This is a genomic window from uncultured Roseobacter sp. (genome assembly GCF_947491795.1).
GTDB lineage: Bacteria > Pseudomonadota > Alphaproteobacteria > Rhodobacterales > Rhodobacteraceae > Roseobacter.
The window spans coordinates 841,975-855,072 of sequence record NZ_CANLKW010000001.1; the positions used below are offsets into that span (position 1 = coordinate 841,975).

Annotated in this window: 12 protein-coding genes; 8 read left to right on the top strand and 4 right to left on the bottom strand. The window is 59.4% G+C overall.

The genetic code is table 11. From position 1 onward, the window contains the following. Window positions 1-120 precede the first annotated feature (120 nt). From Q1A34_RS04150 to Q1A34_RS04165, 4 genes are all read left to right on the top strand, one after another. On the top strand, window positions 121-927 hold the full coding sequence (locus tag Q1A34_RS04150; RefSeq protein WP_300031135.1) for a DUF1194 domain-containing protein: 807 nt from the start codon (window positions 121-123) through the stop codon (window positions 925-927). An 84-nt stretch (window positions 928-1,011) separates the two neighbouring features. Next, complete coding sequence (gene alr / locus Q1A34_RS04155; RefSeq protein WP_300031138.1) at window positions 1,012-2,046, top strand: alanine racemase; 1,035 nt, start codon at window positions 1,012-1,014, stop codon at window positions 2,044-2,046. Next, window positions 2,034-2,816, top strand: a complete 783-nt coding sequence (locus Q1A34_RS04160) for an ABC transporter permease (protein WP_300032345.1) — start codon at window positions 2,034-2,036, stop codon at window positions 2,814-2,816. Before alr ends, Q1A34_RS04160 begins: the two co-directional genes overlap by 13 nt. A gap of 8 nt (window positions 2,817-2,824) precedes the next feature. Next, the gene (locus tag Q1A34_RS04165) at window positions 2,825-3,571 is read left to right on the top strand and encodes an ATP-binding cassette domain-containing protein (RefSeq protein WP_300032347.1); all 747 of its coding nucleotides are present in this window, start codon (window positions 2,825-2,827) and stop codon (window positions 3,569-3,571) included. Window positions 3,572-3,863: 292 nt separating this feature from the next. On the opposite strand, the gene Q1A34_RS04170 is transcribed toward Q1A34_RS04165, so the two are convergent. The 3 genes from Q1A34_RS04170 to Q1A34_RS04180 form a co-directional block, all read right to left on the bottom strand. Further along, window positions 3,864-5,309 (bottom strand): hypothetical protein, encoded by a 1,446-nt coding sequence (locus Q1A34_RS04170; protein ID WP_300031141.1) that lies wholly within the window; start codon window positions 5,307-5,309, stop codon window positions 3,864-3,866. Between the two features lie 454 nt (window positions 5,310-5,763). Beyond that, window positions 5,764-7,251, bottom strand: a complete 1,488-nt coding sequence (locus tag Q1A34_RS04175) for an NAD(P)/FAD-dependent oxidoreductase (protein ID WP_300031144.1) — start codon at window positions 7,249-7,251, stop codon at window positions 5,764-5,766. 12 nt (window positions 7,252-7,263) lie between these two features. Continuing rightward, the gene (locus Q1A34_RS04180; protein WP_300031147.1) at window positions 7,264-7,722 is read right to left on the bottom strand and encodes a cupin domain-containing protein; all 459 of its coding nucleotides are present in this window, start codon (window positions 7,720-7,722) and stop codon (window positions 7,264-7,266) included. A 136-nt stretch (window positions 7,723-7,858) separates the two neighbouring features. On the opposite strand from Q1A34_RS04180, the gene Q1A34_RS04185 reads away from it, so the two are divergent. Further along, on the top strand, window positions 7,859-8,863 hold the full coding sequence (locus tag Q1A34_RS04185; RefSeq protein ID WP_300031150.1) for an AraC family transcriptional regulator: 1,005 nt from the start codon (window positions 7,859-7,861) through the stop codon (window positions 8,861-8,863). Window positions 8,864-9,198: 335 nt separating this feature from the next. On the opposite strand, the gene Q1A34_RS04190 is transcribed toward Q1A34_RS04185, so the two are convergent. Then, the gene (locus Q1A34_RS04190; RefSeq protein ID WP_300031153.1) at window positions 9,199-9,540 is read right to left on the bottom strand and encodes a RidA family protein; all 342 of its coding nucleotides are present in this window, start codon (window positions 9,538-9,540) and stop codon (window positions 9,199-9,201) included. Between the two features lie 122 nt (window positions 9,541-9,662). Between Q1A34_RS04190 and Q1A34_RS04195 the strand changes: the two genes are divergently transcribed. The 3 genes from Q1A34_RS04195 (at window position 9,663) to Q1A34_RS04205 (ending at window position 13,087) form a co-directional block, all read left to right on the top strand. Next, window positions 9,663-10,568, top strand: a complete 906-nt coding sequence (locus Q1A34_RS04195; protein WP_300031156.1) for a LysR family transcriptional regulator — start codon at window positions 9,663-9,665, stop codon at window positions 10,566-10,568. A gap of 93 nt (window positions 10,569-10,661) precedes the next feature. Further along, window positions 10,662-12,113 carry an aldehyde dehydrogenase family protein gene (locus Q1A34_RS04200; RefSeq protein ID WP_300031159.1) on the top strand — a complete coding sequence of 484 codons (1,452 nt, stop codon included), beginning with the start codon at window positions 10,662-10,664 and terminating at the stop codon, window positions 12,111-12,113. Beyond that, window positions 12,113-13,087, top strand: a complete 975-nt coding sequence (locus tag Q1A34_RS04205; protein ID WP_300032349.1) for a membrane dipeptidase — start codon at window positions 12,113-12,115, stop codon at window positions 13,085-13,087. Before Q1A34_RS04200 ends, Q1A34_RS04205 begins: the two co-directional genes overlap by 1 nt. Window positions 13,088-13,098 lie beyond the last annotated feature (11 nt).

Below are 13,098 nucleotides of genomic sequence, written 5' to 3' on the forward strand. Positions count from 1 at the left end.
GCGCGCGTCCCGGGCTTTTTTGTGCCTGTGGATGTGCAGGGGGCCTCGTTTCACGCGGCACCGGGGCAGTCTGACAGAAATTGATTGGACAGCTCCCGGGGTTTCTGTCGCAATGCCCCTATGCGGCATCTGCTTTTTTCACTGGCGTTATTTGCGATGGCCCCCACGGCGCAGGCCCAGACCCTCGCCGCGCCCCTTGAGGTTGATGTCGAACTGGTCCTGGCCGTCGATGTCTCGCGTTCCATGTCCGCTGAGGAGCTTGAAATTCAGCGGCGCGGCTATGCCGAAGCACTGACCAGCCCCCAGGTGATCAACGCGGTGACAGGCGGTCTGCTGGGGCGCATCGCTGTGACATATGTGGAATGGGCCGGTGAATACAGCCAGCACGTGCTTGTGCCCTGGCAGTTAATCTCGGGCCCCGCAGAAGCAGAGGCAATGGCGCAGACCATCCTCGGCGCAGGGCCACCCGGGCTGCGCCGCACGTCCATCTCGGGCGCGCTGCTCTTTGCCGCAGATGCCTTTGAAAACAACGGGTTCGAGGGGCTGCGCCGCGTCATCGATGTCTCGGGCGATGGCCCGAACAACCAGGGGGCTCCGGTGCTTGCCGCCCGGGATGCCGTGCTGGCCCGGGGCATTATCATCAACGGCCTGCCCCTGATGACACGGGACGCGCTCAGCGATATGTGGGGGCTGCCCGATCTGGACGAATACTATCAGGACTGTGTGATCGGCGGCACCGGTGCCTTTGTGATCCCGGTGTTGGACTGGGGACAGTTTGCCGCGGCTGTGCGGCGCAAACTTGTGTTGGAAATCGCGGCCCCCCGCGCCCCGGCGCGGGTTGTTCCTGCGGCCTCCCATGCGCCCTACGACTGTCTGACCGGCGAAAAAATGTGGCGTGAAAACCGGCCCTTTCTGATCATCCCCTGAGATTGCGCAGATTTCAGCGCCTGCACCGCCCCGCGGGCGGCCCGGAGACTTGACCTCGCGCGCCATCCTGTCATGAACACGATCATGAGTACCGCGACGCTGAACATCAATCTTGCCGCCCTTGCCGACAACTGGCGTGATCTGGACAGCCGGACAGGCTGCGAAACCGCCGCCGTTGTCAAGGCCGATGGCTACGGGCTGGGCGCGGGCGTGGTTGCACGCGCGCTGGCCGGCGCGGGTGCGCGCAGTTTCTTCGTCGCCGTTGCCGAAGAAGGGGTCATCCTGCGCAAGGCCCTCGGCGAAGGTCCCGCCATCAGCGTCTTTTCGGGTCATATGGCAGGCGATACAGAGATGATCCGCGACGCGGGCCTGACACCGATGCTGAATTCCGTCGATCAGATGCTGCGCCACGTCGAGGGCCTGCCGGGCCATCCCTTTGGCCTGCAGCTCGACACCGGCATGAACCGCCTCGGGATGGAGGCCGCCGAATGGGACGCGGTGCGCGAACTGGCCCTCGGCCAGAACCCCAGGCTTGTCATGTCCCACCTGGCATGCGCCGACACGCCCGAGCACGAAATGAACGCGCGCCAGCTCGCCCGTTTCCACGAGATGACAGACGGGATCGACGCACCGCGCTCTCTGGCGGCAACCGGCGGCATCCTGCTGGGCCCTGAGTATCATTTCGACCTGACCCGCCCGGGCGTGGGCCTTTACGGCGGCCTGCCCTTTGTGGATGCCCGCCCCGTCGTAACGCTCGATGTGCCGGTCATCCAGGTGCGCGATGTCGCACCCGGGGAAACTGTGGGCTACGCCAACGCCTGGACGGCCGACACGCCTTCGCGCATCGCAACCATTTCCGCAGGCTATGCCGACGGGATCATCCGCGCCATGGGCCCCAATGCCGCCCTGCACGCGGGCAGTACAGGGGTGCCTGTTGTCGGGCGCATCTCGATGGATCTCATCGGGGTTGACGTCACCGCCCTCGGCAGCGATCCCGAAACACTGCAGCTGATCGGCGCGCATCAGTCCGTGGACACCGTCGCCGGGTTTGCCGGCACCATCGGCTATGAAATCCTGACATCGCTGGGGGCGCGTTACAGACGCGTATACGCCCAGTGAGGGGGATCGCCCTCCTCGGGGCCACCGTGCTCGGCCTGCTGGCTTCAATCGGGCGGATTGCGCTTTTCGCCGGAAATGCTGTCAGCCACCTGATCCGCCCGCCCTTCTACGGGCGCGAGTTTGCCTCCGCCCTGCTGAACATTGGCTGGCTGTCGCTGCCCGTGGTCGGGCTTACGGCTGTCTTTACCGGCGGCGCGCTGGCCCTGCAGATCTATGCAGGCGGCTCGCGGTTCAACGCCGAGGCCGTGGTCCCGCAGATCGTCGCCGTCGGCATGGTGCGCGAACTGGGGCCCGTGCTGGTCGGCCTGATGATCGCCGCCCGCGTCACCTCCTCCATCGCCGCTGAAATCGCCACCATGAAAGTCACCGAACAGATCGACGCCCTGGTGACCCTCTCCACACACCCGATGAAATACCTGACCGTCCCGCGCGTGCTGGCCGCCACCCTTGTGGTGCCGCTGCTGGTGGGCATCGGCGATATCATCGGCATCTTTGGCGGCTATGCCGTCGCCACGGGCACGCTGGGCTTCAACCCGGCGGGCTACATCCGCAACACCGTGAACTTCCTCGAACCGCTTGATGTGATCTCCTCGCTGACCAAAGGCGCTGTTTTCGGCTTTGCCGCCGCCACCATGGGCTGCTTTCACGGCATGAACTCCGGCCGCGGGGCCATGGGCGTGGGCCGCGCCACCAAATCCGCGGTCGAGGGGGCCGCCGTGCTGATCCTGGCGGCGAATTTCGTGCTCACAGGGGTGTTCTTCTCGCTATGACCGACAGCATGATCACAATGGACAACATCCATAAATCCTTTGGCACCAACCACGTGCTGCGCGGTCTGGATCTGGACATCGCCAAGGGCTCCTCCATGGTCATCATCGGCGGCTCCGGCACCGGTAAATCCATCGCGCTCAAATGCATCCTGGGCCTCATTCAGCAGGACAGCGGCACCATCACCGTCGATGGCCGCGATGCCGCCAGCGGCGACCGCGATGCCTTTCTGGCCCGCTTTGGCATGCTGTTTCAGGGGGCTGCCCTCTTTGACAGCCTGCCGGTCTGGCACAACGTGGCCTTCCGCCTCATGCGCGGATCGCTCAAACGCCCCAAAGAGGAAGCCCGCCGGATCGCCGTCGAAAAACTGCGCCGCGTGGGCCTCAAAGAGGACGTGGCCGACCGTTTCCCCGCCGAACTCTCAGGCGGCATGCAGAAACGCGTCGGCCTCGCGCGCGCCATCGCCGCCGAGCCCGAGATCATCTTTTTCGACGAACCCACCACCGGGCTGGACCCGATCATGTCCGGCGTCATCAACGACCTGATCCGCGAGATCGTGGTCGAAATGGGGGCCACGGCCATGACCATCACCCACGACATGACCTCCGTGCGCGCGATTGCCGACAACATCGCCATGCTGCACGACGGCGTGATCCAGTGGACGGGCCCTGTGTCCGACATGGACCACTCCGGCAACGCTTACCTCGACCAGTTCATCCAGGGCCGCGCCGAAGGGCCTATTGAGGCCGTGCGTTAGGGGCTTTGGGGCTGTGAAGCTGCGCGGGGCGCGGGTTTTGGGAATTTTCGCGATCGCCCTAAAGCTGTCCTTTCCGCAACCTTACGGATGCTGCGGTACGGCCCGCCAAAGGAGACATTAGCTGCTACTTCCCAAGCTGCACCTTATCGGACTTCCTCATTGACTTATGGTAGTGGGCTCAAGTGGCCGCAGCCGTCCTGATTACGCCATCAGCATGGACAATCTAACTTCAAACAGCAGCTTTATAGAGCTGGAGCGGTAATCCGCCCGAGATTTCTGGCGGATTGCCAAACTACATGACAAGATCTTTGAATTGCCTATCCAATAACTCATAGAGATTTGCTGTGAACGGGTTTTTAGCGGCTTCAACCAGTTCTACTAAGTCTTTGTCCTGAAGCACTATAATAAACGCATGCCCATCAACTGCCGCGGCCTTGCAGCGCTTAAGCATCCGTTCCTCCTTTTCGACACTTCGGCACACAAGGATGCCGAACCGCCCTCTTTTATCAGACATGCGCATCGCGATTTGGTCGACCTCTGGATTGCCAATTTCAGAGCCGAAATTCTTACATTCAATAAAAACGTAAGGTGCAATGTAGTGTCGACCGACCCATTCAAAAAACCCTTCTTGCGCATGATTTTTGAAATCAATGTCTACCCTCTTCAAGCCTTCATGAATTGGTGTTTGCGCGGTCGGATGAACCAATGATGGATAGAAAAGGGCTTCCATCAACGCCTGAATAGCATCTTCGTACTTGTAAGCTTCTTTCTTTCCCGGAACTAATTGAAGAACACTATTCAATAGGGTGTCCCAATCCGTGGGCGGTGCATCTTGTGCGTCAGCAATTTGTCGGTGCGATAAGGTAGGTGATGGTTCGGCATTAGCTGCCTTGTATTGCGCCAAAAGTTCAGGAAACTTATCCGTCTGTTCAATCACCACTGCCTTCTTTTTAGTACCATACTTAGCCATCAAGTCCGTCTTGTATACTTTCTTTTTGCCTTTGTTCTTCTTGCTTTTCAGCACATGAACTAGGGCCGTATTTTCTTCTATTTCTTCGGTCCGGAGCTTTTCGAGAACAAAGTGACGATAATAAGCGTCAACATCGTAGTCTGAGGTAATCCTGACAATTTCTTTAGGAATAAGGATCAATTTACTGTCATTCGGTGTTGGCAAAGATACAAAATCAATTTCCCAGCTAAGTGACGCAGGGTTCCAGACAGGACCCGAGGAGACGTTCGCCACTAGTGGAATTCCAAGGTCTACACAGACCTCTTGCGTATACGTGATCAAAGGGCCGCGAATGATGTTGGTTATGATGTCCGAAACAATGTCTACAGAAACCCCGTCGATCAGCAGTACCGTGTCTTCGAGGTCGGTAAGCAAGCCCGATTTGACCGCCTTACTCTGCCTCATGGCATTCCATATTTCCCGCGCCTTCTTAGGGCCAAGTCCACGGCCATCAGATTCACCTTTTGACAAACCTAAATGAGTTTCGTTTGGTTCTTTAAGGACGGTTAGTAAGCCCAACGCCTTGTCATCCTCACCGTTTCGAATGGCTTGGATGACCTCATTGAAGAAGCTGCTGAGAAGATCTTCGCAATGATCGGACCAAGGTGTTCCTAGCGATCGGATCGCCTTAGCATTCAAAAATAACTTTAGGTCTTTTTCAATATCAACGTCGAGGAACTTCAACGACGCTTGCCCTCGGTTGAGCCCATAATAAGAGCTAACTTTCATAGAACGCCTCCAATCAATTAAAGGTGGCATTAGTGCTGCAAACTAGTCGTAAGTCCATCAGATACTCACCGGCAGGATTCCTGTTCGAGCTAGCGGGCGGTTTCCAGCAATTTGGAGGTCGGCTTTGGCACAAACCATTTCCCGCAATGGCACATTCAGCGAACTTCCGCTTTCCGCCCCGCATGCTGGATGGTAATGCCCGCTTCGCGCCGCAAACACTCATTGTTCCAACGGATCGCACAAGAACCCCACCCCTTAACCCCTCATCAACCTTTACACGGCGCGCGGCGCCTTAAACCCTGCAAATCTGCCAGAACCCACCGCACGCACCGACGTAATACCGACGCAACACCGACGTTTTACCGACGTCGCCCTTTCCATATTTTCAGGGGATACGGGGGGCCTCACCCGTCCCGGGGCCCCATACACCGACATCCGTTGCGCGCGCGCTGTGTTAACCCGCCTGGTACTGCGGGCAGGAGGCCAGGAATTCGCCGTAAGCCCTGTGGCTGGGATAGCTGAACTGTTCGGCCAGTGGATTGGAACGTCTGGCTTTTTTCGCGCCCATATCGGCCAGAAGCTCATCAAAATGCCTGAAGTGGAACGGTGCAGAGCACAGACCCCCATAGATTTTGGCGGCAGGGCGTTCATTGCGCCGCCAGTTCAGCATCATGTTGATATTGCTGTTCATTTCCGCGGCTGTCGGCTGGTTTTTCAACTGCCCGTCCGCATAGCGCACCAGCCAGTTGGCGATCATCTCGGCCGAAAGAACCGTGCAAAAGCTGGAGTTGAAACCCACAAACCCCATGTCCGGCAGATCCGGGTTCACCGCCAGGCGATAGACCCGGTACTGCCCGTCTTCCTCGATCAATTTTTCCCTGGCCGATTGCGGCAGATACGGCACGCCCAGTTTCCAGCCGACGGCCAGGATCGACGTATCCGCATCGATCCTTTCGCCGCCGGTCAGAACAATGGCCCGGCCGTCATACCGGTCATAGGTGCCCTGCAGATTTTTGATCTTCCCGGACTTCAGCGCTTCGAAAAGGCCGGGCGTGACAATGGGGACCGAACAGGAAACCTCTTTCTCGATCGGCGTTTCAGGGACGAGCCCGTGTCTGCGCAGGCCCAGCTGTGTTTTCAGCAGGGTTTCCAGACCGCGGAAATTTGCCCAGACCAGCGGTTTGAACAGCATGCCGATGACACGTTGCAGACCGTTCCGGCCCCAGGTGTTGAACTGCAGTTCCTGGGCGCGCATGTACAGCAACCGCTTGAAATTGATCCCCCCGACAAAATAAGGCACGCGCCAGACCGGTTCGAGATAGACCCAGTGTACCGACCGCGCACCGTTGTTTGCCGCGTTCACAGCGATATCCGTGGCGGATTTTGAGCCCCCCAGCACCACCACGCGCCTGTCCCTGATCATCGACGGATCGGTGTATTCAGACGAATGCATGACCTCACCACCCGCGGCAACAAAACCGTCCTGCCCGGGATGGGTGATGATGTTCTTGTCCGAAAACTGGCCCGTGCAGACACAGACGAAGTCAAAGTTCTCTTCCCAGCTGTGACTGCCCGCCTCCAGGGTCAACGTCCAGCCCGGCTGGCTGTCGGCCCGCCGGCGCATCGACTGCACAGCGGTGTTTAACCGAAACAGGCGCGCCAGGTCGTGTTTTTGCGCATAGGAATGCAGATAGGCATGCACCTGCGGCCCTTTTGGCCATTCCGGGTAATCATCCGGCATCGGATGATCCGTGTAGCAATACAAATCCTTGGGCGACTGCGTCTGCACATCCGGATACGAACGGCTGGGCTCCCATACCCCTCCGAAATCATGGCTGCGTTCAAAGCCGACAACGCGGTGGCCGCGCTCATCAAAGGCTTTGGCCGCCGCAAGACCTGAGACACCGCCGCCGATCACGGCTGTTTTTTTGCGCCTGATCACCACCAGCTCACCTCACTGCGCATCGGGCGGTGGTGGCAGAAAATCGACCTCATGCAGGGCGGACAGACGCACGAGTTCTGCGGGGTCCGTGACACCGTCGAGGTGTCCGAAGAGATCAAAGAGCCTGCGCGCAGGCGCCACCCCGAAAACGCATGTGGCCTCTGCGCCCGATCGGTTAAAGATCGCGTGCGATTGTCCCATCGGCATGCACACCACATCGCCCGGACCTGCCTTGTGGGTCGTCACATTACCCTCATCATGGCCAAATTCGATTTCCAGCGCGCCGGACAGAATGTTGATCCATTCATCCTGTGTCGGGTGAATATGCGGCGGCACAAATGTTTCAGCTGGTACAGTTGCATGCCAGATGAACGCATTCGGACTGTGCAGTTTTGGCACATAGGTCTGGCCCACCACGTTCCATGTTATGTTGTCTATCCCGCCACTGGCCGGTGTAATTCCACGGTTCATCGTGCACTCCCCTGTTTTATCAACGCCCCGGAAGACTGCAGGCGTTCTGCACAGGCCTTTATCCAAAAAACGCAAAATTATGTTTTAAGCTTGAAATTTCCTGTCAGACCCGGGAGATTTTCACACAGGAGAGACCATGCTGCCAGATCCTTCGGAATATCTCGCCACGCACCGCCTGTTCCAGACGCAGTCTGTCGAAGAGGCGCGCCAGACTGTTGCGCAGAAATTCTGCGACCACAGGCTTGAACTGAACACAGGCAGCAAGGGTGTCGCCGTGCGGCACAATCACGTGGCAGGCAGGGCGACATCGCTGAACTACATGACATATGGCAGTGACGTGGCAATCGATCCCGGGGCGCTGCAATCGTTTTATCTGGTTCAGGTGCCGCTCAGCGGGCAGGCGCATATCCGCCATCGCGGCACCGAAGTGTTTGCGGATGCGTCCAGGGCATCCGTCCTGAACCCTGACCGCGAAACAAAGATGCGGTGGAGTCATGACTGCACAAAGCTGTTGCTGCAGATTGACAGGTCCCATCTCGAACGTGTCGCGCAAAGCCTGATCGGGCGCGAGCTGCCGGGACCAATCCGGTTTGATCCCGCAATTGACCTGAAAGCTGCAGGCGGGCGGGTGATCCGCCGTCTTATCGTGGCATGCGCACGTGCCGCGGATGACGGTGCGCTCTATCAGCGTGATAACAACAGCCGCACAGACCAGATTGAAACCGAACTGGCGCTGGCCCTGCTCACCCACCACCGCAACAACATCTCGCACATCATCGAAACCGCCCATGATGCGGTTTTGCCGCGCACACTGCGGCGCGCGCTGGAGTTCATACATGCCAACCTTGTGGACCCCATTGATCTGACGCAGATCGCCGGTGCCGCCGGGATCAGCGTCCGGACCCTGCAACTGGGCTTTCGTGACACATTCGGGGCAACACCGATGCAGTATCTCAGGAACGCGCGGCTCGATCTGGCGCACTACCTGTTGTCCGCCAGAGATGATCCGGTCAGCGTTACCGAAGCGGCCTTCTCGAGCGGATTTTCACATCTGGGCCGGTTTTCGCGCGACTACAAACGGCGCTTTGGCACCGCACCCAGCCAGATGCACCGCCAGCCCGCCGCCACAAGAGCCCGGTGATATTCCGGGACATGGTGCAGGTAATCCGCGCCCGGTGGCCAAATGCATGGACGGTTGCCAGACTGCAGTTGTGCAGTGCTGATTGTGCTTTCGCGGACATCAGCTGCGGTTTTCAATCACATGCGTGAAAGCACGGAAGCCTTCGGAGGCACCGAACGCCCCCTGAACCGAAAGGCTTCAACAGACCAGGGAATAAACGCTCGTTCCGCCGGTATCAGAAACGCTCCGTACACAGGGTGAAACCCGGTCGACCTGGGCAGACGACGCATGACCACCTGCTGCCGACGCCGCTGGCGATCATGCGTCACACCCCCGTTTTGCAGGGCATCCGTTCGTCAGGAACAGGCCGCATCCACAATGAATTCCACCTTCAGCTCCGGACGGGCCAGCCTGGCTTCGCCGCAGGCGCGCGCTGGGGCATGCCCTGCGGGCACCCATGCGTTCCACACCTCGTTCAGACCCTCAAAATCCTGCATGTCCGCCAGCCAGATGGTGACCCGCAGCATGTTCTCGCGGGACGACCCGGCCTTTTTCAGAAGGGCGTCAATATTGTCCAGGCAGGTGCGCACCTGCTCCTGAACCGTGTCGCCTTCGGCCACCTGGCCTGTCAGATAGACGACGCCGTTGTATTTTACGATTTTGGATGAACGTGTTCCGGTGTCGATGCGTTCGATCATGGGTTTTCCCTTGCCATTCTGATTGTCCCCACCGCCTGCGGGATGGGATGGTTTGCATATGGTCACGATCAGATAATTGAGGCAAACTATATTCAATTGAATTTATTTCAGGGAATCTGAAATTGGCGATCAAAGTCGATATGCTGAGATGTTTCACGATGGTTGCCACCCATGGCAGCCTGTCCGAGGCCGCCAGCGCGCTGGGACGAACGCCTTCTGCGGTCTCCATGATGCTGAAACAGTTCGAGGACCACGTGGGCTCAGCCCTGTTCGAGACGGCGCGGAAATCCCGTCTGACACCGATCGGAGAACTCATTCTGGCAGAGGCCCGCCGCGAGGTGGCTCATTTCGAAAACACGGTGTCGGTAATCGAAGGGCTGGCGCGTTCCGAACTTGGCTATCTGCGGCTGGCGGTGACCCCGTCGGTCGCAACGACTGTCCTGCCGCCTGCTGTTTTCAAATTCGCCCGGATGTACCCGAACGTTCAGATCGACCTGCGCGACATGGATTCGGCCACCATCGCACGGGAACTCGACCGCGAGCGGGCGGATATCGGGATCGGGTCCCTGCCCGGGATTGAGGGGATGCAGCGCACAGAGCTCTTCAGCGACCCCTTTGGCCTGGTGTGCCGCAAAGACCATCCGCTGGCCGAAAACTGGGATCAGTTGTCCTGGCGCACGCTGGGGGATCACACAATCATTGCGAACGGACTGTGCGCGCAGATCACTGACCCGGATTTTGCGCCCGTCCTGGCCCGCTCGCGGCTGATGGTGCCCAACACGGCCTCTCTTCTGGGGCTGGTGCGACAGGGGGTGGGGATCACGGTGCTGCCACAGCTGGCTGTTGCGCGGTCACTGGATGCGCTGGCGTTTTTGCCGCTCGTGGATGTCACGGCACGCCGGACGGTGCATCTGATGTCACGTCCCGCCAATCTGCTGATGCCCGCAGCCCGGGAGTTCCGGAAACTGATCACTGAGATGAAGCGGGACGGCAGCCTGGTGCCCGGTACTGAAATTCAGAATAACTGAATTAAAATACAGAAATTTCCAAAAGCCTGAATCGCTCTGCGGGTGTATCCTTGTCGTGCGCGCGCCTGCGCTGCCTGACCAGAAGGATACATCATGCCTGAAACCAAGTTGAACCATATCGCCGGAGAATGGGTGGCTGGTGCATCCGAAATCGAAAACCGCAACCCGTCTGATCTGAGTGACCTGATCGGGATGTTCGCGCAGGCAACACCGGATCAGCTGGACGCAACCCTTGAGCAAGCGCAGCGCGCACAGATCGAATGGGCCGCCTACGGGATTGAGCGGAAATACAATGTGCTGATGGCCATTGGCACCGAGATGATGGCCCGCGCAGAAGAGCTGGGCACCCTGCTCGCGCGCGAAGAGGGCAAACCGCTCGCCGAAGGCAAGGGCGAGGTCTACCGCGCGGGGCAGTTCTTTACCTACTATGCCGCCGAAACCCTGCGCCAGATGGGCGACACTGCCGACAGTGTGCGTGACGGGATCGAGATTGACGTGCGCCGTGAACCCGTGGGCGTTGTCGCCGTAATCTCGCCCTGGAACTTCCCCACCGCAACGGCCTCATGGAAGATCGCGCCGGCGCTCTGCTACGGCAATGCCGTGGTCTGGAAGCCTGCGAATGTGACGCCCGCCTCTGCCGTGGCCCTGGTCGAGATTATCGCGCGCCAGGACATCCCCAAAGGCCTCGTGTCGCTGGTGATGGGTGCGGGCAGCGCCATCGGTCAGCGGCTGGTTGAAAGCCCGAAGGTGGGCGCGATCAGCTTTACCGGGTCGGTGCCCGTGGGCAAAGGCATCGCGGCAAGCGCTATTGAGAATCTGACGCGGGTGCAGATGGAGATGGGATCAAAGAACGCTCTGGCCGTGATGGATGATGCGGATATCGATCTGGCCGTCTCACTGGCCCTCGGTGGCGCATTCGGCGGCTCGGGTCAGAAATGCACGGCGTCCTCGCGGCTGGTGGTGCACCAGGCCGTGCATGACCAGTTCGTGGAAAAACTGGTGGCAGGTGCGCAGGCGATAAAGGTCGGCCACGCGCTGGAGGCAGGCACCCAGATGGGCCCCGTGGTCTCTGAGCAGCAGCTGAACGAAAACCTCGCCTATGTCGATCTGGCAGCATCCGAGGGCGCAGAACTGCTCTGCGGTGGTCAGCGGCTGGAGAGGGCGACCGAGGGCTATTACATGTCCCCCGGCGTGTTTGTCGGCACCCACAACAACATGCGGATCAACCGCGAAGAGATGTTCGCGCCGCTCGCCTGCGTCATCCCTGTATCCGGTTATGACGAGGCGCTGCATGTGGTCAATGACACGAACTTTGGCCTGACCGCAGGTGTTGTCACCACAAATCTGGCCCGCGCCACGCACTTCCGCCGCAACGCGCAATCGGGCTGTGTGATGGTCAACCTGCCCACCGCGGGCACGGATTATCACGTACCCTTTGGCGGGCGCGGCGACAGCTCTTATGGGCCACGCGAACAGGGGCAGACGGCACGTGACTTCTATACCATCGTGAAAACGGCCTACATCTCGTCGGGAGTGCCGCAATGATGTTGATCGACAACCTGCAATACGCCAACTGGTCGGAAAAGATTTTCCGCCAGATGCGTGAGGGCGGCGTGGATGCGGTGCATGTCACCATCGCCTATCACGAGACGTTCCGCGAAACGGTGCTGAATTTCGAACAGTGGAACCGCTGGTTCGAGCAGTACCCGGACCTGATCATGAAGGGCCAGTGGGCCAGCGACGTGGACCGCGCGAGGGCCGAAGGCAAGACGGCGATTTTCTTTGGCTTTCAGAACCCCAGCCCGATTGAAGACGATATCGGACTGGTCGAAATCCTGCACACCCTCGGCGCGCGCTTTATGCAGCTGACCTATAACAACCAGTCCCTGCTGGCGACGGGATGCTACGAGGCCGAGGACACCGGCATCACCCGCATGGGCCGCCAGGTGATCAAAGAGATGAACCGCGTGGGCCTGGTGGTAGACATGAGCCATTCGGCAGATCGCTCAACCATCGAGGCTGCCGACATTTCCGAACGCCCCATCGCGATCACCCATGCCAATCCCTATGACTGGTCGCCTGCCCTGCGCAACAAAAAGGACGACGTAATCCGCGCGGTCACAGAAAACGGCGGGATGCTGGGGTTCTCTGTCTATCCGCACCACCTCAAAGACAAATCCGACTGCACGCTGGAAAGCTTTTGCGAAATGATCGCCCGCACGGCCGGGAAGTTCGGGGCGCACAACCTCGGGATCGGGACAGATCTGTGCCAGGACCATCCTGACACCGTTGTAGAGTGGATGCGCGTTGGCCGCTGGAGCAAACAGATGGACTATGGCGAAGGTTCAGCCGCCGCACCCGGTTTTCCGCCCATGCCCGGCTGGTTCAATGACAATCGCGATTTCGGGAATATCGAGGCTGGCCTGCGCGCCACCGGGCTGAGCGACACAGAAGTCGCAGGCATCATGGGCGACAACTGGCACAGGTTCTACGCGGAAAACTTCACACCACAGACATAAAAGGGGGACGG

Excerpts from the sequence above, each read along its gene's own strand:
- alr (WP_300031138.1), top strand. The coding sequence starts at position 1,012 with ATGAGTACCGCGACGCTGAACATCAATCTTGCCGCCCTTGCCGACAAC.
- Q1A34_RS04190 (WP_300031153.1), bottom strand. The coding sequence starts at position 9,540 with ATGATCGAACGCATCGACACCGGAACACGTTCATCCAAAATCGTAAAA.
- Q1A34_RS04185 (WP_300031150.1), top strand. The coding sequence starts at position 7,859 with ATGCTGCCAGATCCTTCGGAATATCTCGCCACGCACCGCCTGTTCCAG.
- Q1A34_RS04170 (WP_300031141.1), bottom strand. The coding sequence starts at position 5,309 with ATGAAAGTTAGCTCTTATTATGGGCTCAACCGAGGGCAAGCGTCGTTG.
- Q1A34_RS04165 (WP_300032347.1), top strand. The coding sequence starts at position 2,825 with ATGATCACAATGGACAACATCCATAAATCCTTTGGCACCAACCACGTG.
- Q1A34_RS04200 (WP_300031159.1), top strand. The coding sequence starts at position 10,662 with ATGCCTGAAACCAAGTTGAACCATATCGCCGGAGAATGGGTGGCTGGT.
- Q1A34_RS04180 (WP_300031147.1), bottom strand. The coding sequence starts at position 7,722 with ATGAACCGTGGAATTACACCGGCCAGTGGCGGGATAGACAACATAACA.
- Q1A34_RS04150 (WP_300031135.1), top strand. The coding sequence starts at position 121 with ATGCGGCATCTGCTTTTTTCACTGGCGTTATTTGCGATGGCCCCCACG.
- Q1A34_RS04205 (WP_300032349.1), top strand. The coding sequence starts at position 12,113 with ATGTTGATCGACAACCTGCAATACGCCAACTGGTCGGAAAAGATTTTC.